Source organism: Paenibacillus ihuae, assembly GCF_001368795.1.
Classification (GTDB): domain Bacteria; phylum Bacillota; class Bacilli; order Paenibacillales; family Paenibacillaceae; genus Paenibacillus_AQ; species Paenibacillus_AQ ihuae.
Genome location: NZ_LN831198.1, coordinates 1,280,535 through 1,303,148 on the forward strand (window position 1 = coordinate 1,280,535; position 22,614 = coordinate 1,303,148).

The following is a 22,614-nucleotide window of genomic DNA, read 5'->3' on the forward strand; positions in this document are numbered from 1 at the left end:
TTGAAACAGAGATCAGGTAATCCATTCTGGACGGGGAATACCGTCTAAACAAGCCATAGCTCAAGTACTCACGCCCATATACGAGAAGCAGTACTCGAAGAACAAGCTAGAGAACAGTGGGCATAGGTTTGTTCGGTATACGGCGATTTTTAAGTTTACGCGGTGATTTTGTTGATGTGAGTATCCGAGTCCTTTAATCATGTTATTTCCGAGGGATTTGGTGAGGATGGGGCTATTGGAGGTTCTCCAGTAGCTCTTTCTTGTGTTGGGTATTTTGAAATAGTCGATCCATCCCCTAATGTAGCGTCTATGTTTCTCTGCACGGTAGTCATTTTCTACTCCATTGCTTCTCGGTGAAGGGAAGAATGTTCTCTAATGTCCGTTTGTGCGGTGGTGCGGGAGGTCGGCTACTCAGCTAATGGGTAGCCGACCTCCCGATTTAGTACTCAATACACGAACCTCCGCTGCGCCCAGTAGCTGAACAGGAAGATCGAAATTTCGGTCAGAATCTTAGCCGCTACCAGCGGGATGATCAACTGCTCATTATAGAAGTAGAGCAGCCCGTAATTGAACAGCAGCACTAAGATCACCAGTGAGAAGTATTTGGGCAGAGATTGGAGTCTGGACTTCTTGCCGCCGGTGAAGACATATTTCCGGTTCACGGAGTAGTTGAAGATCGAGCTGCATAATCTCGCACCGGCTACGGACAGGAACAGGTTGTGGGTCAGACTCTGGAACAGGAACAGCAGTGTGAAGTCGAGCAGGGCTGACAGCAGCGATGAGGTGCTGAACATCAGAATCGGCAGATAGATCCGGAACGAGTCGACAAGCGGGCGGAAATGGGATGATTTATTGTGGTCCAGATACACGGTATCAATGAACTCTTCAGTGATTTTATAGCCCTCCTTGCGGGCGGTCAGCAGCATGTTCATTTCGTACTCGAACCGGTCCCCCGGAATCTGGCACAGCCAATCCAGCATCGAGGGGGAGAAGCCGCGCAGGCCGGTCTGGGTATCATAGATTTTCGTAACTGTAGTGAAGGAGAAGACCCCTCTTGTCACCGAGTTTCCAAAGCGGCTGCGCAGCGGAATCTTTCCGCTGAAGCGGCGGCTGCCGAGCACAATCCCGGGGGTGGGCTGGTTCAGCAGGATATCGGCAATCCGCTTGATATCATGGGGCAGATGCTGCCCGTCGCTGTCTGCGCAGACTACATAGCCGGGCAGTCCGGCCTCCTGAATATACTTGAAGCCGGTCTTTAGAGCCTGTCCTTTTCCGAGATTGACCGAATGAGTCAGGACATCGCAGCCAAAGGCTTCAGCAGTCTGGAAGAGTCCGCGGTAAGCCAGGCCGCTGCCGTCATCCACAATGACAATGGAGCCAAGCTCATAGTCTTGCAGCTTTATAATCAAATGGAGCAGCCGTTCGTCTGGTTCATACGCAGGAATTAGTATAGTTATCATAAGGGTCACTCCTTAATATAAAGTATGTCGCTTACACCGCGTTCCTGGTTTTTGCCCTGCGGGTTGTTGACGACCCGTCCCATGAAATACATGGTGGATGAACCGCCGCCGTCAAGATTGTAGGCTTCTGTGGCGCCGAGATCCTGCATCAGATCAGCGAGCTCGGTGAGTGTCATTCCGCGGCTGTAGCCTTCGTTGCGCCCGTCAACCACAACGAATACATAATGGTTCGGGGCGATCATCCCAATCGCCGTCCGCGGATTTGCATTTTGGATCAAGCGGTTGCCGAAGTTGGTGTCGATTTTGACATTGCTGAAATCACTGGTGATCTGGCCGTCCTGAATCAGAATCGGACCGAATGAGAGTGTATTGGTAACCCCTTGCGCCAGCAGCTCAGACGAAGAAATCTCTTCCTCGTTATAGGTCTGCATCGTCCCGTCCTCGAACAGCGCCATCGCGTCCCGCACGGGATCATCCCGGTACACTGTGCCGTTACGGATAATCACGCCGTCTTCACGGAAGCCGTAGTAGTCGCCGTTGATCGCAAACAGTGCATCGTTGCTGGCTGCAATCTCTGAAGTAACCTCTGTGATGTTCGTGCCGAAGCTGTTGTCGGCAAAAGCGGAACGCAGGCTGCTGGAATTCTTAAGCACGACATCAGCGACAAAGTAAGTGATCTGGTCGGAGCCGGATCCGGTCTGCACCTCGTCGATCTTGATCTGGATATCGTCGCTGCTGTAGCTCCAGTCATCTGAAGTGGCATTAACCTGAGCGGCAGTCGTGGCAGTAGTGGTAGTAGTGGCATTGGTTGCGGCTGTACCGCTTGTGCTGTCTGACGAAGCCGCTTCATCAGCTACAACGACTTCTACATGCTCGATTAAGTAACGGTCTGCCAGCTTATATACCACTCCGCCAACTACCAGCAGAAAGACTAGGATTCCAATCCCTATTTTTTGTTTGAAGCTTCGGGTTTTCTTTTTGTCCATTTGTGCCATTACAGGATCACCTCTATGTTTAAGTTCTTAAAAAGCATGATACGCGCGATACCTTTAATGAATCTGAAATTACTTAAGAGTAGCTATTTACGATGCAGCCTGCCCGCTTCCCAGCATTTGTCCGTGTTGATCTATAGTAGAAAGAACCGCTAGCGGTTGGTATACTTTAACAAAGAACCATTCCTTTCCAGTATTCTTAAGGAGGACCGGCATCCATGCGCATGTCACGAATCTGCTCAAGACGTTTGCCGAAGATCAGGAAGATTTCAGCACTTCGCTTGGCTCTGTTGACTACTCTGACCGGGCTGCTGGTGATGCTCGCCTTATCAGGCTGCTCCCTGCTCCATCAGGAAAAGGCGGGTGGTCCTCTCAGCCATGAGATCAACGAACAAGAGGACGTTATCTATTCTCACGGCTATAAGATTATGAATCTGGACCTGCTGGATGACTTCATGGAGCGGCGAAGCGGCAGCCTGCGGGTGATACAGTATACCCCGGAGGGCGGTCCGATCTATAAGGAACTGCGTTATAAGGGCGGAAAGCTGGTTATTGCCTATGACACTACGGAAGACGAATTTGGCCCTAAAGAAACAGGGACATTTCTGTGTACAGCACTTAACCGCAAGGAAGAGAGTACAGTGCTGAAATACACGCTGACGGGCTGCGAGGGGGAATACCCGGAATCTGCCCTGTTATGGATCGGATATGAGCTGTCAGAGATGGATGATTTCGGATTCGTGCTGAAGTACGGGGTGAACCTCAGAAATGAGATCAATACCATCCAAGAGAAGCTGGTAAAAGATCTCCAGAACGGCTCTGTTGCCGGGACCAGTGATTTTAAGCTGTCACATGAGCAGCTGCAGATGATTTTCAGGGAACTAGTGCTGGCCAATTATATGCAGGACAAAACTTTAACGGATTCATGCAACATCAAGCCGTCTGTGAGCTATGAGCTGCAAATAGACATTAATGATCATGAGCAGCAGTTTACGTGGAGCGAATGTGACCAGAGCGCAGACGGCAAGGAAATGACAGCGCTGGCCCGTTATATCATCGGCATGGTGCAGGAGGAAAAGCTCTATAAAGAGCTGCCAGACATCCGGGGCTATTATGAATGAGCTGAATATTGCTATACTTTAACTAACAAATAATAGAGTTCTGGGGGAGCTGCCGTGCTACAGCGTGTACTGTTAATCGAAGATGATGAAGATATAAGCCGAATGGTAAGCTCGTATTTGGCAAAAGAAGGCTATGAGGTGGATACTGCATTCGACGGGGAAGCGGCAGAACGGAAGATCGTCGGCGGCACAGCCTATGCTCTGGTGCTGCTGGATCTGATGCTGCCGAAGCGCAGCGGCATGGATGTGCTTCAGACGATCCGTGCCGGAAGTCTGGTGCCGGTGCTGATAATGTCGGCTAAGGACAGTGATGTGGATAAGGCACTCGGACTTGGTTTTGGTGCGGATGATTATATTACCAAGCCGTTCTCGATGATTGAGCTGGCGGCCCGGGTGAAGGCGGCAATCCGCCGGGCGGGTTATGCAGCAGCCGGTGCCAAAGCAGATGAAGCAGTGACGTCCCATGAACAGGGAAAGGTCATTTTGCTGCGCGGCCTGACGGTGAACCTGGACACGTTCTCAGCGCTGAAGGATGGGGATGAGGTCAAGCTGACCGCCAAAGAGTTTCATATCCTGAAGCTGTTCGCCGCGAATCCGGGCAGAGTGTTCACGAAGGCGCAGATTTACAGCCTGGTCTGGGAAGATGATTACTATGGGGATGAGAATGTCATTAACGTACATATGCGCAGGCTGAGGGAGAAGATCGAGGATGATCCGTCCCATCCGGAGTACATCAAAACGTTATGGGGCATCGGTTATAAGCTGGGGGATGTGCTGTTATGATTATTCTGTTTAGCGGGGGGCTGGTGCTGCTCCTGCTTGTCATCCTGTGGCAATATTTGCGGCTGCGGGAGCACGGACGCCAGCTGGAGTACATTCATTCCAAGCTGGAGAGTATTATGGACAGGGGCTCGCACGAGAGGCTGCTTCTGTTTGGCAGTGATCCTGCGCTGCAAAAGCTGCTCGCGAGTCTCAACTCGCTGCTGGATGTCAATCACAAAGGTGCGGTGGAAATGGCCAGGATGGAGCAATCCATGCGTCATATGCTGGCCAACATTTCCCATGATCTCAAGACCCCGCTGACCGTAGTGCTCGGCTATATTGAGACACTTCTTCAGGATCATTCCATGCCTGCTGAGGAGCGGGAGAGGATGCTGCGGACGATTCATGCCAAAGCGGAAGAAGTGATTACGCTGATGAACCGTTTTTTTGATCTGGCTAAGCTGGAGTCAGGCGACAAGGACATTCCGCTGACCAAGGTCGAGCTCGGTGAACTGTGCCGCCGTAATATTCTGTCCTTCTATGAACTTCTCAGCGCGAAAGGCAGCGAGGTGCAAATCGATATTCCGGATGAACCCCTGTACATCATGGGCAATGAAGAGGCGCTGGACCGGGTGCTAGGCAATCTGTTGTCCAATGCCATTTCCTACGGCGATGCCGGCGGGGTGCTCGGTCTGCGGCTGTACAGTCAAGCGGACAAGGTCTGCATAGAAGTATGGGACAAGGGCAAGGGCATTGCTGAAGACCACCAGGATAAAATCTTCGAGCGGCTGTACACCCTGGAGGACTCGCGCAACCGGACATATCAGGGCAGCGGGCTGGGCCTCACGATCACCAAAAGACTGACCGAGCAGATGAACGGCACCATTAAACTGACCAGCAAACCCTACGTCAGAACAGCCTTCACCCTGTCTTTCAGCAGACTGGATTTTTAACCGTTCCACACAGCTTAAGAATTTCGTAAGAATCAGGTAATAAAAAAGAAAATTCCGCCCTGTAATATAAGAAACAAGGAAAACAATGAAGGCAAAGGGGATAACGGAAATGACAACGATACTACGGACATGGGACTTAACCAAGGTTTACGAGGGCAAGGAAGCCGTGAATAACGTTAACATGAATATTAAGCAGGGTGAGATTTACGGATTTTTGGGACCGAACGGGGCCGGCAAAACAACCGTGATGAAAATGATGACAAACCTGGTCAAACCGACTGCGGGCGAGATTGAATTTTTCGGCGAAAAGATGACGGAGCGTTCCTATGAAATGCTCAAGCGTATGGGCTGCATTATTGAATATCCCGTGTTCTATGACAAGCTGACCGCCAAGGAAAACCTGGAGCTGCACGGAGAATATATGGGCTACTATGACCCGAAAGCGATGAAGGAAGCGCTGGAACTGGTGAAGCTTACAGGCATTGATAAAAAGCCGGTGAAGCAGTTCTCTCTGGGGATGAAGCAGCGGCTGGGCATTGCGAGAGCCGTGATGACGAAGCCGGAGCTGCTCATCCTGGATGAGCCGATTAACGGGCTGGACCCGCTGGGGATCAAAGAGCTGCGCGAGGTATTCCGCATGCTGAGCCGTGAATACGGGATGACACTGCTGATCTCCAGCCACATCCTGGGTGAAATTGAACAAATCGCCGATACGATCGGCCTCATCCGGGATGGGGTACTCCTGGAAGAAGTCACGATGGATACGATCCGCAGCCGGGATACCGATTATATTGAGTTGGTTACAGAACAGAGCACGAAGGCCGTATATGTTCTGACACACACTCTGGGCCTCGGCAACATCAAAGTGATGGGTCCCCGCACGGTCCGGATCTACGACCCGATCCCGCAGCTTGAACTAAGCAAGGCACTCACAGCGGCTAATGTGGAGCTGGAAAGTCTGAACAAGAAGCATCATTCGCTGGAAGACTATTTTGTAGAACTGATGGGGGGTGAAGTCGTTGCTTAAACTGATTCGGCTTGAAATGCGAAAAAACAAAATCAATCTGCTCCGGGCTGTGCTGATCACCGATGTAGCGATTCTGCTCTTAATGATTCTTATCGCATTCACAGGAATAGACGAAGCGAGCGACTTCAACACCTATGCCGATATATTTGAGGGTGTGCACATTTTTGTAAAAGTTATCTTTATGATTTTTGGTTCTGTTCTGATCAGCAAGCTGGTCATTGATGAGTATAAGAATAATACAGTGACTGTACTCTTCATGTACCCTATACCACGCAAAAAGCTGATAGCAGCCAAGCTGCTCATCGTGTCGCTGTTTATCCTGATCACCATCTTCGTGTCTAATGTGCTGATAAGTGCTGCTCTCGTCGGTTTCAATCACTACATCAAGGAGGCTATCACGGGAGAAGTGACACTGAAGCTGATTACGTCGCAAGTTACCATGTCTGCTTTGGATGCGGTGTATTCAGCAGGGATTGGGCTGATTCCGTTGTTCTTCGGACTACGCAAAAAATCAGTACCGGCCACTATCGTATCCGCCGTATTGATTGCCAGCATCCTGTCTTCCGACTTCGGCAATTTCCGGCTGGGCAATCAAGTAGGCGTCTCGTTATTTCTCGGACTGGTTGGTGTGGCTGTTGCTTATCTGTCCATCCGCAATATTGAGTATCAGGACGTTGCATGATCTGAAGGGATAGTCCAAAATACCTGTAAAAACCGCTTGGCGCCTGTGTTTTCTTGGCGACCACAAGCGGTTTTTTTTGCTATAATAGATTTTGATTCAGGAATTTCAACAAATATAGAGAGTTTCCGCATATACGGAATAACAATAGCAGGTTTAGAGCAGTGAAGGAGTTGGGCTATGCAAAAAGACTGGGCTGCCATTTTGGGCAGGGTGCTTTCTGAGGAAAGTGCTTATAAAGCGTTATATGATCATCATCCTGATTTGATTATTGTGCTCGACAGGCAGGGAAAATACGTTGACAGTAACCGTGCTTTGAGTGCTGCAGACGCTGGCGGACTGGCGCGTATCCGTTCAAATGGGGAAGAGTTCCCCCAGATGCTCCCCGGTGAAGCGCATTTTGCAGCAGCCCTCGAAGGGATGACCTCCAGATTTGAACTTGTGGACGAACCTATCCAAGGTGAATCCGTTCCCTGCACTATTTCCTATGTTCCGTTGAAATCTGCGGAAGGCATCGCTGGTGTATTCGCAATTATTCATCATGACCGTTCCGCTCAGCTCCCCGAAGTGCTGCTGGACTGGCTCAGTGAGTTGGCGGCAGCCGGACGTGAAACCGGGAGGGAAGAGCAGACCGGGCTTGAATCAGGAAATCCGAAACTGCCGGAGCTAATGCTTGAAATGGCAGAAGATAAGCGTATGAGCCTGATTCTGAATTCCGTATCGGCTGGGATATTCGGTCTCGATACAGAGGGGCGTACCATTTTTATTAACCGTGAAGGTGCGGATATGCTGGGCTATGACGCCTCGGAGCTGGCCGGAGTTCATCTAATGGATCAGATTCAGCATATCCGCAGCAGCGTTTCCCCTAACTCTCTGATAGAAAGTCCGCTCAGGAATACGCTGGAAGACGGGATTACCCGCATGAAGAACGATGGGATTTTCTGGCGTAAGGACGGCACGAGTTTTTTCGTGAATTACCGGATTGCACCGCTGCTGGACAACGGTAACATCTGCGGGGTAGTGGTTTCCTTCAGTGATATTACGAATGAGCGGGAGATTCTTCAGGCGAAGGAATCGGCAGAGCAGGCAGCCCAGGCCAAATCAGATTTCCTGGCGATGATGAGCCATGAAATCCGGACTCCGATGAACGGGATGATCGGAATGGCTGATCTGCTGCTGGAGACAGAGCTTGAGGAGGAGCAGCGCAGCTATGCGGAAATTCTGCGGAGCAGCAGCTACAGTCTGCTGCAAATCCTGAACGATATTCTCGATTTCAGCAAGATGGAAGCAGGAAAGATGCCGCTGCAGTCTGAGACCTTCGATCTGCGCGAAATGCTGGAGAATGTTATTGACCTGTTTACGCCCAAGGCAGAGGAGAAGAAGCTGGCCCTGCGCTGGTGGGCGGATACCAGTGTCCCTGAAGCAGTGACCACCGATCCCAACCGGCTGCGGCAGATCATTGTAAATCTGGTCGGAAATGCCCTGAAATTCACCGAGCGGGGGAGTGTAACCTTGTCGGTGAAGAATATTCCGTTGCCGGGTTCTCAGGAATATCTGCTGGAGTTTTCGGTTCGTGATACGGGTGTAGGCATTGCCGACAGCAAGCTGAACCTGCTGTTTCAGTCCTTTTCGCAGCTGCATCCGTTTATTAACCGCAAATATGGGGGAACGGGTCTGGGCCTCGCCATCTGTAAGCAGCTTGTGGAGCTGATGGGCGGAACCATCTTTGTGGAGAGTGAAGAGGGTCGGGGTTCCATCTTCCGCTTTATGCTGCCCTTCGTGAAGGAAGCGATGGAAGTGGAGACAACATCATATTAAGAGCCGAAAGGCTGTCCATGCTGCTGCCGGGACAGCTTTTTTGATGTGCGGAGGGTAACAGGTACAGATAAAAACGAGCAGGCTGCGGAAGATCCCGCAGCCTGCTCGTTTGGGCAGACCTAAGAAAGTAATAACACACTAATGCATATACATGAGTCCTACAGTAGCCGGGCCACAATGGCTGCCGATAACACATCCGGCATGGATGACAGCAATTTCTTCTACATCGGTCTGCTCCCGCAGCGCCGTCTCCAAGAACTTGGCATCTTCTTCAGCCAAAGTATGGGCTACAATCAACAGCTCTTTATCCATCGATTTAGCATTCAATAGCGCATGCTGCAGCATTTGTTCCACGGCCTTTTCCTTCTTGCCGCGGATCCTGCTCACCGGTACGATGGCGCCGTCAATCAGCCGCAGTACCGGCCGGATCTTCAGCAGGCTGCCGATAAAATTCTGCATCCCCGAGCAGCGGCCGCCCATATATAAGTAGTCCAGCGTATCCACAACGAATTCTGTCTCTACCCGGCTGCGGCACTGCTCCAGCATGGCGGCGATTTCCGCGCTGCTGCGGCCTTTGGCTGCCGCCCGGGCAGCCTTCATGACGAGCAGGGCAATGCCTCCGCATAACGTCTCGGAATCGACGACCCGTACACGCCCTTCCGGGAATTCACCTGCAGCCAGCAAGGCATTCTGATATGTAGAGGATAATGCAGAGGATAGGCCGACGTATACAGCATCTCCGCCGCTGGCGATGACCGGCTCGAAGGCCGCTATGAAATCGGCAGGTGATGGTGCAGCTGTTTTCGGCAAAGCCCCGTCCGCAGCGACCCTTTGGTAGACTTCCTCTGGTGTAATGTCCACACCATCCTTGTAGGTACCGTCCTGAAACACTACATACAGCGGAATGATGCCGATATCATACGTTTCCTTCCAGCCTTGCGGCAAATCGGAAGTGCTGTCAGAAAAGATTTTTACGATAGACATGAGTTTCTCCTTCACCGAATCTCGGATGACAATATGCATATGTGAGCCATATAATCTGTTTATTATACCAAGCCTATGCCGAATCTCAAAATAAAAAATTAGGATCTGATAGAAAAAAGACTACCCGGAGCGGATAGTCTTTGACCGTATACTGCATTGCCGTGAAGGCATGCTGCTTATTTCTTAACGACAGGAATCCACACTTCGCATACATAATCGTCAGCTTGCGGATCGCCGGGAGGATAGAGCTCGAACTCCGGCCCGCTAGCATGCTCATAACCAGTGCCCGGGAACCATTCCTGAAAAATCCGCTCCCAGACGTTCTGGATGGCATGCGGCATCGGGCCTGTTGAAGTGAATACCGCCCAGTTAGCCGCTGGAACAACGGCAGTTTCAAAGCCCTGCGGGTCAGTGCCTGCATCTGCTTCCACACCGATCCAGTAAGACAGCAGCTCCTTCTCCATGTCCATGCTCATACAGATTCCAAGCCAATTTTTGTCCGCAGCGAGTTCAATCAGTTGGTCCGAAGTACCGTCCTCGTTACATTCATTCCAGAACTCCGGGATTCTGCGATGATTCTCCCCGTCCCGGCAGGTAACCTCCATTGATTTGCCGATAACGGTAAAAGCAGGTTTCTCGACGATCTTGTAGTCCATTTCCTGATCTCCCTTCAATGATAGATGGAAAGAGAGGCGGGGGAACGCCTTTAGCTGCACCCCGGGTTCGCGTGCGGCAGAAGGAGACAATCCGTGTGCCTTGCGGAACGCCTTGGCGAACGACTCCGGAGAATCATATCCGTATTTCAGCGCCACATCCAGCACTCTGATCTTTGAGCTGGCCAGCTCCTGGGCGGCCAGGGTCAACCTGCGCCTGCGGATATAATCTGCCAACGTAAAGCCGGTCAGCATGCTGAACATGCGCTGGAAATGGAATGGAGACACATGAGCAATCTTCGCGATATCCTCGATGCGCAGCGTCTCTGTCATTTTCCTCTCCATATAATCCAGGGCTTCCTTCATTCGGATCAGCCATTCCAAGTGTGCCATCTCCCTTTGACTTCATCCTATCATGCCATGAGTGACCAGTCCTGTTATTCTGTGCTCAATAATGACAGGTTCGTTTCCACAGTATAACCGATTAGAGGACAGGCTGTCAGTTCCCTAAACGGTAGACTCTGGCTTCATAAGGGCGCAGTGTTCCCCGTTCTCCGGCTGCCGGTTCGTCAGGATAATTGCCGATAATGGTTTCTTTTACGGCGGCCAGCTTAGCAGGAAGCTCAACCGTCTGCGCGGTCTCGCTGAAATTCAGCAATACCAGCCATTGTTCATCCTCCAGCGTACGGGTGTAGGCATAGATATCCTCATGCTCAGGCAGCAGCAGCTCGTAATCGCCGTAAGCCATAATGAGATGCTTTTTGCGCAGGGCGATCAGCTTCTGATAGTAATAAAAGACTGAATCCGAATCGGCCAGCGCCTGTTCAACATTGATCTCTGTGTAGCGCGGATTAACCTTCAGCCAAGGTGTACCTTCGGTAAAGCCGGCATTGTCTGTGGCATCCCACTGCATTGGCGTACGCGCATTGTCTCGGCCTTTGATGTGGATCGATTGCAGAACTGCATCATGATCTGCGCCGCCTTCGGTGACCTTTTCCCGGTACATGTTCAGTATTTCGATATCTTTGTAATCTTCCAGCAGCGGGAATTTGACGTTCGTCATCCCGATTTCTTCACCCTGGTAAATGTACGGCGTACCCTTCAGCGTGTGCAGCAGAGTGGCAAGCATTTTAGCAGAGATGACCCGGTATTCCCCGTCATTGCCGAACCGCGAGACCATCCGGGGCTGGTCATGGTTGTTCAGATATAGGCTGTTCCAGCCCTTGTCGGCAAGGCCCACCTGCCATTTGTGCAGAATGTCGCGCAGCCCCTTCAGGGTCCAGGGAATGACATTCCATTTGCCGCCGGGGCCGGAATCGACGTCCATATGCTCGAACTGGAACACCATCTGCAGCTCGTGACGGTCTTCGTCTGTATACAGAATAGCATCTTCCACACTGGCTCCGGGCGTTTCACCAACCGTCATGACATCGTATTTAGACAGCACTTCACGGTTCATTTCCTGTAAAAATTCATGGACCCGCGGGCCGTTCATATAATATTCACCGCCGCCGGCCAGTTCGCCGGGAGCCAGTCCTTCGTGATAAGCCGAAGGCAGGCCTTCTACTTTGGAGATCATATTGATTACGTCCATGCGCAGCCCGTCTACTCCTTTGTCGAGCCAGAAAGCGATCATCTTATGCAGCGCTTCGCGCAGCTGCGGATTCTCCCAATTGAGGTCAGGCTGCTTGCGAGAGAACAGATGGAGATAGTATTCACCGGTAGCCTCATCCAGCTCCCAGGCCGGTCCGCTGAAGATCGAGCTCCAGTTGTTCGGCAGCTCGCCATTTGGACCGCCCGGACGCCAAATATAGTAATCGCGGTAGGGATTGTCCTTGGAGGAACGGGATTCCGCGAACCAGGCATGCTCATCGGAGGAGTGGTTAATGACAAGGTCCATCATCAGCTTGATGCCGCGTTCATGCAAACCGGCCAGCAGCTCCTCCCAGTCGTGTAAGGTGCCGAATTCATCCATAATATCCTCGTAATCACTGATGTCGTACCCGTTGTCGTCATTCGGCGACTTGTAGACCGGCGAGAGCCATACCACATCGACGCCTAGCTTCTGCAGGTAATCCAGCCGGGAGATAATCCCCTGCAGATCTCCGATTCCGTCTCCGTTGCTGTCCTGGAAGCTCCGGGGGTAGATCTGGTAGACTACGGCTTCTTTCCAAAAGGCTCTGTTCATTTCAACGACTCCTTTGAGTTTGGTTGGTTATACCCACACAAATAATCTAAGCTGAACTTTGAAATTTTACTAGAATGGGCAGCAGTAACGGAGGGGAAGCTTGGAACTGTAGGAGCGATAGCGTTCGCCTTTGTTCACAGATTTCAACCGCCTATCGGTTCAAATCAAGAAATCAGTGAACAACAGTGACCGGAAGTCCGAGCATTCCCCGCAGTTACGGCGTAAGCCTATTGAGCAGATTTTCCGGTTCAGCTTACATAAAAAGCCCCGAAAGCGCAGAAGCCTCCGGGGCATTAAGAATTATGCCGTTACCGGGGTGCCCTCAGCAGTAACGCTGCTTAGCCCGTTCACAGTATACTCCTTGCCGTGAATCGTAAGTGCCGCCGGAACATCGGTTTCATTGACAACCGTAACCTGTAGATCAGTAACGATAACCTTCAGCCGTGAGCCGCGGAACATGATTTTGAACGAATACGAGGTCCAGTGTCCCGGATTGGATGGTTTCAGGATCAGGCGGTCTGCTTGAACGCGCAATCCGCCGAAGCCGTGTACAATCGACATCCACGTTCCTGCCATGCTGGTGGTGTGGCAGCCGTCTTCCGTATCATTATTGTAGTTGTCGAGATCCAGTCTCGAAGTGCGCAGGTACATTTCGTAAGCCTTTTCCTTGTAGCCCAGCTCACAAGCCAGAATGGCGTGGATGCAAGGGGAGAGGGAGGACTCATGAACGGTAATCGGCTCGTAGAAGTCGAAATTCCGCTTTTTGGTGTCCAGATCATAACGGTCGCCAAGGAAATACAATCCCTGAAGCACATCGGCCTGTTTAATGAAGCAGGAACGCAGGATGCGGTCCCAGGACCATTTTTGGTTAAGCGGCAGGTTCTCCGGCAGAACGTCCTTTACCTGAATGATTTCCTTGTCGAGGAAACCGTCCTGCTGCAGGAAGATACCGAGCTCTTCATCGGACGGATAATACATTTTGCTGATAATTTCATTCCACTGGGCCGTTTCGCTGTCTGCAAGCTCCAGTTTGTCGGCCAGCTCTGCATAGCGGGAGCTTTCATTTTCCTGCAGGTACGCCAGCGCTTCCAGTGTATATTCCATGGTCCAGGCAGCGATCCGGTTCGTGTACCAGTTGTTATTGACATTGTTCTCGTATTCGTTCGGACCGGTTACGCCTAGCATCACATACTGATCCTTGCGCGGCACATAGTGTACACGTTCCTCCCAGAAGCGGGAGATCTCCACCAGTACCTCAAGGCCGTATTGGCCCAGGTAAGCCTTGTCGCCGGTGTAGTTTACATAGTTGTAGATAGCATAGGCAATGGCACCGTTGCGGTGAATTTCCTCGAAGGTAATCTCCCACTCGTTGTGGCATTCCTCGCCGTTCATTGTGACCATCGGATAAAGCGCACCTTTTTTGAAGCCGAGCTTGCGGGCGTTTTCTTTGGCTTTTTCCAGATGCTTATAGCGGTAGATCAGCAGATTGCGGGCAATGGTGGAATCCGCAGTACTTAAATAGAATGGCACACAATACGCTTCGGTATCCCAGTAAGTACTGCCGCCGTATTTTTCACCCGTGAAGCCCTTAGGCCCGATATTCAGCCGGTCATCTTCGCCGGTGTAGGTCTGATTAAGCTGGAAAATGTTAAAGCGGATCGCCTGCTGTGCGGACACATCCCCTTCAATAATAATGTCGCTTTCCTTCCATTTGTCGCCCCATGCTGCAGCCTGTTCAGTCAAAAGCGTCACAAATCCGGCTTCCCGGGCGCTGTTCAGCGAGGTATGGGCCGCGTCTACAAGCTGGCCGAGTCCGTAATTACGGGAGGTCACGTTGGCGGCATATTTATAGATAACCACCTGATCACCGGCCTGTACCGCAAGACTTACTTTACTAGCTACGTATTTCTCCTGTTCAATTGCTTCAGGCGTTGTTGTAAGCTTTTCACCATTGACGAGAATGTCGAATGCAAATGCCGAAGTCACGTGGAAATCGAGCTTTTTCGTTTTGAGGGTCAGGTATCCGCCTTCCGCTTCGCTTTTCTTCTCCACTTCGTTCCAGAACTTCTCATCATAGTTGGAGTCCTTGTTCTTAATGTCGCCGTCGAGGTAAGGAGTAATCGTAAGCTGTCCGGCAAAATTCACCGGAATAATGGAGTAGCGGATGGCGCCGATCTCGTGGCGGGCCATGCTGACGATGCGGATGCTCTCCACCTGAACCTCTTTGCCGTCTTCAAGTGTGGCTGTGAAGCTGCGGGAGAGCGTGCCTTCCTTCATATTAAGCACACGGCGGAACTGGCTCACTGTGCAGGCAGCCAGATCGAGCGGAGTACCGTCCAGGTCAATATTAATGCCGATCCAGTTGGTGCTGTTAAGCACTTTGGCAAAATACTCCGGATAGCCGTTTTTCCACCAGCCGACCCGTGTTTTGTCCGGATAGTATACACCCGCCATATAACTGCCCTGCAGGCTATGCCCGCTGTACTGCTCTTCAAAGTTCGCTCTGCCGCCCATATAGCCGTTCCCGATGCTGAACACGCTCTCGGAGATTTCCTGGGTCTGCGGATCGAAAGACTCTTCAATGATGGACCATTCATCAATTTTCAAATATTGTTTCATTGTTTTTTGGCTCCTTTTAAATGAGGGATGAGGATATAATATGAACTAAATTTTTTGTATTAGAATTCTGGTGATGGCGTCGCCACTGCGCAGAATGTTTGGACTTCCGGCCGCTCCTACAGTTCCAAAATTCCGCTCCGCGGCTTCTTCACCATAATGCTAATAGTGTATTTTTAATTCATTTTATAAAGAGAGTAGTGCATGAACAAACAACTCATAGTTAGTTGTTACTATTCATCAAACAGCTGCGAATAATTCCTGCAGCTTAGCGACGCTGATCTGGGCGAGGGAAGGCACGACGAAGTTCGCTTCAGACAGCGTTTCGGGTGAACCAATGCCTACGCTGCTCATGCCCGCACGTGTAGCAGCAAGGATTCCTGCTTCTGCATCTTCGAAGACGACGCATTGCTCTGCCGGTACAGACACCGCCTGGGCACCCAGCAGGAACACCTCAGGATCAGGTTTCGCTGCGCTGGTATGCGTACCGTCGATGATTGCATCGAAGTAGGGAGTCAGGCCGGTGTTGTTCAGGATCGTCATCGCATTTTTGCTGGCTGACCCGAGGGCAACCTTGATGCCTGCTTCACGGCATTCCTTGAGGAAAGATAATGCGCCCGGCAGAATCTCGGAGCTGTCCATTTTGGCGATGTATTCCACATAGCGGTTGTTTTTTTGCTCGGCAAGCCGTGCTTTTTCCGCTTCGTCCAACTCAAGTCCGCCAATTTCCAGCAGGATATTCAGCGAAGCGGTCCGGCTGACGCCCTTAAGGCGCTCATTGTCCTGCTCGGTGAACACAAATCCGAGTTCTTCGGCAAGCTCTCTCCAGGCGATAAAATGATATTTGGCGGTGTCGACGAGCACGCCGTCCAAATCAAACAGACAAGCTTTAATTGCTGACATGTTGAACCTCCTAAAAGTTTTGTGAGCTTAACTTCCTGAATGGCTTCGTACAAAACTCGCTTCGGAAGCATAAGCCTAAGTTTTGTGAGCATAGCTTCTTGAATGGCTTCGTACAAAACTCACTCCGAAAGCGTGCAGCTAAGTACTTATGGATGAAGGCTGTTTTAACGCTGCAGGTTTAGCGCAAACGTTTGTACAACATTCGAAAAAATAAATGAAGCAAGGGACTGCTTCATTTATTCTTGAATCTTAGTCATTTCTTCCCTGGAGCATACATAGAAGATTCTCTAACGATCAAACGGTGGGGAATGACGAAACGGTTTGTATATCCGGCATCATTATCCGGCTTCTGGATGCTTTGGATTAGCACCTGGGAGGCCGTATAACCAAGATGATAAATACCGATGTCAATACTGCTGATCGGCGGGCTGGACAATTCCGAGAGCGGGATGTTGTTAAAGCTGACAATCGCCAGATCCTCGGGTACCTTGTATTTCAGTTCGTTCAGACCGCGCAGTACTCCGAAAGAGACCATATCATCGACGGCAACAAGCGCTGTCGGGCGGTTCGGAAGATTCATAAAGAATGACATGGCCCGGTAGCCGCTATCCTGCAGAAATTCGCCCTCCACAATCCATTCCGTCCGCATCTCCAGACCGCTGCTCAGCATAGCTTTGCGGTATCCTTCAAGACGGTCGCGTGAAACGATGAGATTAGGCGGCCCGCTGACAAAGCCGATGCGCTCATGTCCCATAGAAATCAGATGGTTCGTAGCATCAAAGGCTGCCATGACATTATCGTTATCCACGGATAATATATCCTCATAGCGGTCGCTTCGTCCAACAAGGACAAAGGGATAACCGCCGGATTCGAGAAAATCAATAACCGCATCATCTTTACGTGAGTACAGCAGAATAACGCCGTCTACCCGGCGCCCTTTGAGCAGGCGGGAGACAGCCTCCAGCTCTTCCTTCTCGTTTGCTCCGGAACTAATCAGCACATCATAGCCAGATCTGCTGGACTGGGTAACAATCCCGCGGATCAATTCCATAAAGAACAGATTGGAGAAAAGCTCTTCAGCAGGCTTCGGCAAGATAATACAAATGCTGTTGGTTGTTTTCGAAACCAGGCTCTTAGCCATCATATTCGGAGTGTAGCCCATTTCCTCCATGATTACTTTAACTTTACGGGAAGTTTCTAGGCTGATTCTGGGATGGCCTGACAACACCCGGGATACCGTGGAGGGAGAAACTCCCGCTTTCTTAGCCACATCCTTAATGGTAACTGTCATAGAAACCTCCTTCATGGAACCGTTTGCTTTACAAAGTAATATTAATCGAAGTGCTGTTAATTGTAAATAGAGAAAGTCCCGCTTCAGGCTGTTTCCAGGCGATTTTGGAAGAATTGCAAGGAAAAGCGGCCCATTATTGCATGTTTCTACAGAGAAATCGGCAGGACCGGAGAAAACCGGTCAAACAGGAGCAAAGCCAAAGCAGAGAAGGGAAATGAGCCGTAATAAAGTGTGCAAACGGTTTTTGCTGAAAAAATCATTTCAATAACAGCTATATGAGTCTTTTTCTGTGCAACTTTGTGCAACGTAATAAAAATATTTTCAGCGATAACTATACCGCATTTCCATGCATTTAATAAAAATGGCTGTTGACAACGCTTTAATTTACGGAATAATATGGTTAACAGAACTTAGAAGCGCTTACATGTGTTTATTTCGGGCGATTTTTGCTGTACGCACAAAGGTTTGTCTGCTTTAGGTCAGTAACCCTTTTATTGCAAACGTTTGCGCTAATGTTCACTGGTTTCAATGAGCCATTCAGCGATTTTGAGAAGGAGGGTGTGGGCTTATTCAGGTCTAAGCAGCCGGGCGACCGGAAGTGGCGGTAAATTTAACATGAATGCACTACCCGCACAACTGAAGGAAAACATCATTAGGGGGGCTTAAAGGAATGAAATTAGCTTTATGGAGTAAAAAAGCTTTTGCCGTCAGTATGATTATTGTTCTAGTGTGCTCCTATTTTTCTTTTCCGGCATCAAAAGTACAGGCTGCTGCAACCAAGGCATTTCTGGTCGGCACACTTCAGTCGGAATTGTCTACAGAGGCGAATCCTACGGATGACTGGAATCCGGCAGCCACTGTAACGGAAATGACGTATACAGACAACGGCACTTATAAGTTTACTGGCTTATTGCCTGCTGGAACCTATGAGTACAAGGTTGCGCTTAACGGCACCTGGGATGAGAGCTATGGCTTCAGCAGCTATACCAATCCCGGCGGGAAAGACAATGGCGGCAATATTGTGCTTACACTTGCTGCCGAGACAACCGTAACCTTTTATTACAACGACATTACTAAGAAAATCGCAGATTCCACGTATTACACACCGCTAGCGCAGGATAAGCTGCCAAGGCTGGTTGGCTCTCTGCAGACAGAGCTGGGGGATACCAGTGATAATTCGGCGGCTGATGCCCAGACAGTGCTTGCAGACACTAATTTTGACAATGTGTACGAGAATAGAGTTAATCTGCCCAAAGGCGAGTATTCATACAAGATTTTGGTTCCTGGAGCCACTCCGGCAGATGACAAATCGTACCCTGACGCGGATCTGACCCTGAGCCTGCCTGCGGATCTGCCGGTAACCTTCCAGTATAATGCACTGGATCACGGGGTGGATGCTACATTCACTGCTCCGGTAAACCCGGGAACCGTGAAGCCGATAGCTGAAGGCAGTATCCGGATTCACTACAGCCGTACCGCAGGTGATTATACCGACCAGGGCCTGTGGTTGTGGGATGATGTAGCGGCTGGTTCGGCGGGCTGGCCATCGGGTGCGACGGCATTTCCCGAAGGACAGACCGATTCCTATGGTGCCTATGTGGATATCCCGCTCAAAACCGGTGCCAAAAAAATCTCCTTCCTCGTCGTTAACCGCTCGAATGAAGCTAAAGACGGAGGAAATAAAACTTTTCTTATCAATACTCCTCAAACCAATGAAATCTGGATCAAACAAGGCTCTGATACGGTAACGCCTTATGAGCCGGTATCCCTGCCTGCGAATACGGTCCGGATTCACTATATTAGAGCAGATAGTAAGCAGAGCGACTACGGATTATGGCTGTGGGATGATGTGGCAAAAGCGCCAAGCACCTGGCCGTCCGACGCAGTTCCTTTTGCGGCTGAGCATGTGGACCACTTCGGTGCTTATGCCGATATCACGTTGAAAGACAATGCGAAGAAGCTCGGTTTCCTTGTCGTGAAGCCCTCAAACGGTGATAAAGACGGTGGCAACAAAGCTTTTAGCCTGCTGGACCGCTACAATCAGCTGTGGATCAAAGAAGGCGATAATAATGTTTACGTCTCTCCGTTCGGCGAACAGCCGGTGGGACTAGTATCGGCGGAAGTACTGTCCGCCAGTAAAATCCTGCTTGGATTTACCTTAACCGATGGATTGGATGTAGCAGCGCTGAAAACTGCAATCACAGTGAGGGACAAAGAAGGTGCCGCTGTACCTGTGTCTGCTGTGAAGATCACGAGCACTACTTCAATTGAAGTGGACACCGCTGCTTTTGATCTGGAGAAGACACCGCTGAGTGTCACTTATTCCGGTAAAACCGTATCCGCTTCCAGCGGTTGGAGAATGCTGGATGAGATGTACAATTACACAGGTGATGACCTTGGGGCGACCTATCATGCGGCTGACAAATCGGCCACGCTGAAGTTATGGGCACCTATGGCCAGCACTGTTGTTGCGAACGTGTACAATAAGTCCAACTCAGCCGAAGTTGTCGGCCGGGTAAGCCTGACCAAGGGGGAGCAAGGAGTCTGGTCGGCAGAGCTGACGTCATCCGATATTACAGGAGTAAGCGGTGAGCAGGATGTCCGCGGCTATTACTACCAGTATGAGGTAACGAATAACGGGGTCATGAAGCAGGTACTAGATCCTTATGCCAAATCAATGGCCGTATTCACCGTTGATACTACTGGCGCAGCAGGTGCGGATGGAGATACCGTGGGCAAAGCGGCGATCGTTGATCTGAGCCGGACCAATCCAGACAGCTACCATGCAGCGGATATTGCAGGCTACGAGAAACGTGAGGATGCCGTCGTTTACGAAGTCCATCTCAGGGATTTCACATCAGATGTCTCCATTGAGAGTAGTCTGGGCGGCGAGCGCTGGGGTTCCTATGCCGCTTTTGCCAAGAAGCTTGATTATATTAAATCTTTGGGTATCACCCACATTCAGCTGCTCCCGGTAATGGCTTGGTATTACGGGGATGAAACGAAGATGGGACAGAGAGAATCGGACTATTCGGCCCAAAACAACGAGTACAACTGGGGTTATGATCCGCAGAGCTATTTCTCCCCGGATGGAGCCTATTCACAGAATCCGGCCGATCCTGAAGAGCGGATCAAGGAATTGAAAGGTCTCATTGATGCCGTACATGAAGCCGGAATGGGTGTCATTCTGGATGTCGTGTATACCCATATGGCCAAGAAGGAATTCCTGAACGATATCGTGCCGAATTATTATGCGTTTCAGGATGCAAACGGCAACTTTATCGGCGGATTCGGCAACAACCTGGCTACTAATCATAAAATGGCCGAGAAGCTGATGGTCGATTCCGTCAAATACTGGTTCAGCGAATACAAAGTAGACGGCATGCGCTGGGATATGATGGGCGATGCCACTCAGGAAGCCGTTCAAGCAGCGTATGATGCTGCTGTGGCGATCAATCCGAAAGCCTTGTTCATTGGTGAAGGCTGGGTAACCTTTGGCGGTGCGGCTTCCGATCCTTCACTTGCAGGCCATGGTGCCGACCAACAATGGATGGACACTACCGACAGCGTCGGCGTGTTCTCCGATGAATTCCGCAATGAATTGAAATCCGGCTATGGTTCGGAAGGGGAGCCGAGATTCATCACAGGCGGTGCCCGTTCCATTTCCACCATCCTGAACAATATCAAGGCGCAGCCTTCCAATATTCCTGCAGATGATCCGGGTGATGTTGTACCGTACATCGAAGCTCATGATAATCTGACGCTGCATGATGTTATTGCGCAGTCGATTAAGAAGGACCCGGCTATTCCAGCGAATGAACTGGAAATTCAGCAGCGGATCAGACTCGGCAACACGCTTGAGCTGACTTCACAGGGAACGGCTTTCCTGCAGGCGGGTCAAGAATATGGCCGTACGAAGCAATGGCTGGGTACAGGTGTACCTGAGCAGAAATATACCGAGTTGAAGGATGCGGCCGGCAAGTCTTTTGGCTATTTTATCCACGATTCTTATGATTCATCTGATGCAATCAACAAGTTTGACTGGGCAAAAGTAACGGATGAAGTGAACTTCCCGGTTCAAAACACGACTAAAGATTATACAGCGGGGCTCATTAAGCTTAGAAAGTCCACGGATGCATTCCGGCTGGGCGACATGAGCATGGTGAATTCCAATGTCACTCTGATCCAGGCTCCTGAAATGAAGGCGAGCGATCTGGTGATCGGCTACAAGAACAAAGCGACGGATGGCACAGGCATTTATTATGTCTTTGTTAACGGAGATGATGAAGCAAGAACGCTATCGCTGTCTGAGGATTTGACCGGGGGTGCTGTACTTGCTGATGATGATGAAGCTGGCGTAACAGCTATCCCGGCTGCAGAGCAGAGCGGGTTTACGCTGACCTCTACTTCTATTCAGCTGCAGCCCTTGACGGCCGTTATTATCCGGATGGATGCAGCGGCAGCAGTCTTTACTTCTGTGGAAGCAGACAGCACGGATTACATGCTCCAGATCGGCACCGCGCATCAGTCGGCTGTCTATGCCAAATACGATGACGGCAGCAAACGTAATATTACGAACGCAGCAGTCTATGTTTCCGATAAACCGGATGTGGCCGCCGTTAATAGTAAAGGTGTAGTTACAGGGATAAAAGCTGGAACGGCAACGATTACGATTTCATACGGCGGGCGTTCCGCGGCTGTAACCGTTAAAGTTGTTAAAGAAGCTGTAGACAACAAGCGTTATGTTGAATTCACCTATGTCCGTCCCGACAAGGATTATACCGACTGGAATATCTGGGTCTGGAATACAGGGGCCAAGAATGACCAGATTGATTTCACGACCTTTAAAGACGGCAAGGCCAGCGTGCTGATTGAAGTAGCACAGAATGCTACAAGTGTAGGTTTCGTACTCCGCAAAGGCACAGACTGGAATACAGGCAAACAGGATTATCCGGATGACCGTGTTATTCCGCTGACCGCAGGCGAGCAATTCACCAAGGTTATTGTAACCAGCCAGGTGAAGGAGCTGGACATTAAGCCATTTATAAGCGGTCCGGTGATGAAGGACGGAACAATAACCTTCATGTACCGTGATGATGCGCTGTTCCGCAGCGGAAATCAGGCTGACATTGAGCGGGCAGTGGTAAAGGTAAACGGTACCGAGTAT

Annotated in this window: 15 protein-coding genes and 1 pseudogene; 7 read left to right on the top strand and 9 right to left on the bottom strand. The window is 50.5% G+C overall.

Features of this window, described 5'->3' with window-relative positions; genetic code table 11:
- Nucleotides 1-60: 60 nt before the first annotated feature.
- The 3 genes and pseudogenes from AQR02_RS35470 to AQR02_RS05595 form a co-directional block, all read right to left on the bottom strand.
- Nucleotides 61-336, bottom strand: a pseudogene (locus tag AQR02_RS35470) (hypothetical protein); the annotation flags it as partial.
- A gap of 110 nt (nucleotides 337-446) precedes the next feature.
- Entirely contained in the window at nucleotides 447-1,460 is a 1,014-nt protein-coding gene (locus AQR02_RS05590) for a bifunctional glycosyltransferase family 2/GtrA family protein (protein WP_245237147.1), read from the bottom strand.
- Nucleotides 1,461-1,465: 5 nt separating this feature from the next.
- Entirely contained in the window at nucleotides 1,466-2,446 is a 981-nt protein-coding gene (locus tag AQR02_RS05595; RefSeq protein WP_054942006.1) for a phosphodiester glycosidase family protein, read from the bottom strand.
- Nucleotides 2,447-2,670: 224 nt separating this feature from the next.
- On the opposite strand from AQR02_RS05595, the gene AQR02_RS05600 reads away from it, so the two are divergent.
- The 6 genes from AQR02_RS05600 (at nucleotide 2,671) to AQR02_RS05625 (ending at nucleotide 8,812) form a co-directional block, all read left to right on the top strand.
- On the top strand, nucleotides 2,671-3,573 hold the full coding sequence (locus AQR02_RS05600) for a DUF4362 domain-containing protein (protein ID WP_054939732.1): 903 nt from the start codon (nucleotides 2,671-2,673) through the stop codon (nucleotides 3,571-3,573).
- Nucleotides 3,574-3,675: 102 nt separating this feature from the next.
- On the top strand, nucleotides 3,676-4,356 hold the full coding sequence (locus AQR02_RS05605) for a winged helix-turn-helix domain-containing protein (RefSeq protein ID WP_054942007.1): 681 nt from the start codon (nucleotides 3,676-3,678) through the stop codon (nucleotides 4,354-4,356).
- Nucleotides 4,353-5,288, top strand: coding sequence for a sensor histidine kinase (locus AQR02_RS05610; protein ID WP_054939733.1), 936 nt, complete (start codon nucleotides 4,353-4,355; stop codon nucleotides 5,286-5,288). The genes AQR02_RS05605 and AQR02_RS05610 overlap by 4 nt, the downstream gene beginning before the upstream one ends.
- Before the next feature lie 109 nt (nucleotides 5,289-5,397).
- Nucleotides 5,398-6,315, top strand: a complete 918-nt coding sequence (locus AQR02_RS05615; RefSeq protein ID WP_054939734.1) for an ABC transporter ATP-binding protein — start codon at nucleotides 5,398-5,400, stop codon at nucleotides 6,313-6,315.
- Nucleotides 6,299-6,997 carry an ABC transporter permease gene (locus tag AQR02_RS05620; protein WP_245237148.1) on the top strand — a complete coding sequence of 233 codons (699 nt, stop codon included), beginning with the start codon at nucleotides 6,299-6,301 and terminating at the stop codon, nucleotides 6,995-6,997. Before AQR02_RS05615 ends, AQR02_RS05620 begins: the two co-directional genes overlap by 17 nt.
- Before the next feature lie 177 nt (nucleotides 6,998-7,174).
- Nucleotides 7,175-8,812, top strand: a complete 1,638-nt coding sequence (locus AQR02_RS05625; RefSeq protein ID WP_054939736.1) for a PAS domain-containing sensor histidine kinase — start codon at nucleotides 7,175-7,177, stop codon at nucleotides 8,810-8,812.
- 138 nt (nucleotides 8,813-8,950) lie between these two features.
- On the opposite strand, the gene AQR02_RS05630 is transcribed toward AQR02_RS05625, so the two are convergent.
- The 6 genes from AQR02_RS05630 to AQR02_RS05655 form a co-directional block, all read right to left on the bottom strand.
- Entirely contained in the window at nucleotides 8,951-9,796 is an 846-nt protein-coding gene (locus tag AQR02_RS05630) for a DegV family protein (RefSeq protein ID WP_054939737.1), read from the bottom strand.
- Between the two features lie 176 nt (nucleotides 9,797-9,972).
- Nucleotides 9,973-10,833 carry an AraC family transcriptional regulator gene (locus tag AQR02_RS05635; protein ID WP_187388760.1) on the bottom strand — a complete coding sequence of 287 codons (861 nt, stop codon included), beginning with the start codon at nucleotides 10,831-10,833 and terminating at the stop codon, nucleotides 9,973-9,975.
- A gap of 115 nt (nucleotides 10,834-10,948) precedes the next feature.
- On the bottom strand, nucleotides 10,949-12,637 hold the full coding sequence (locus tag AQR02_RS05640) for a glycoside hydrolase family 13 protein (protein WP_054939739.1): 1,689 nt from the start codon (nucleotides 12,635-12,637) through the stop codon (nucleotides 10,949-10,951).
- A 300-nt stretch (nucleotides 12,638-12,937) separates the two neighbouring features.
- A complete protein-coding gene (locus AQR02_RS05645; protein ID WP_054939740.1) occupies nucleotides 12,938-15,256 on the bottom strand; it encodes a glycoside hydrolase family 65 protein in 2,319 nt (772 codons plus the stop codon).
- A 237-nt stretch (nucleotides 15,257-15,493) separates the two neighbouring features.
- Nucleotides 15,494-16,156 (bottom strand): beta-phosphoglucomutase, encoded by a 663-nt coding sequence (gene pgmB, locus AQR02_RS05650; RefSeq protein WP_054939741.1) that lies wholly within the window; start codon nucleotides 16,154-16,156, stop codon nucleotides 15,494-15,496.
- 253 nt (nucleotides 16,157-16,409) lie between these two features.
- Entirely contained in the window at nucleotides 16,410-17,447 is a 1,038-nt protein-coding gene (locus AQR02_RS05655; protein ID WP_054939742.1) for a LacI family DNA-binding transcriptional regulator, read from the bottom strand.
- A 670-nt stretch (nucleotides 17,448-18,117) separates the two neighbouring features.
- On the opposite strand from AQR02_RS05655, the gene AQR02_RS05660 reads away from it, so the two are divergent.
- Nucleotides 18,118-22,614 (top strand): pullulanase (locus AQR02_RS05660; protein ID WP_245237150.1); only part of this gene is annotated, 4,497 nt, incomplete at its 3' end.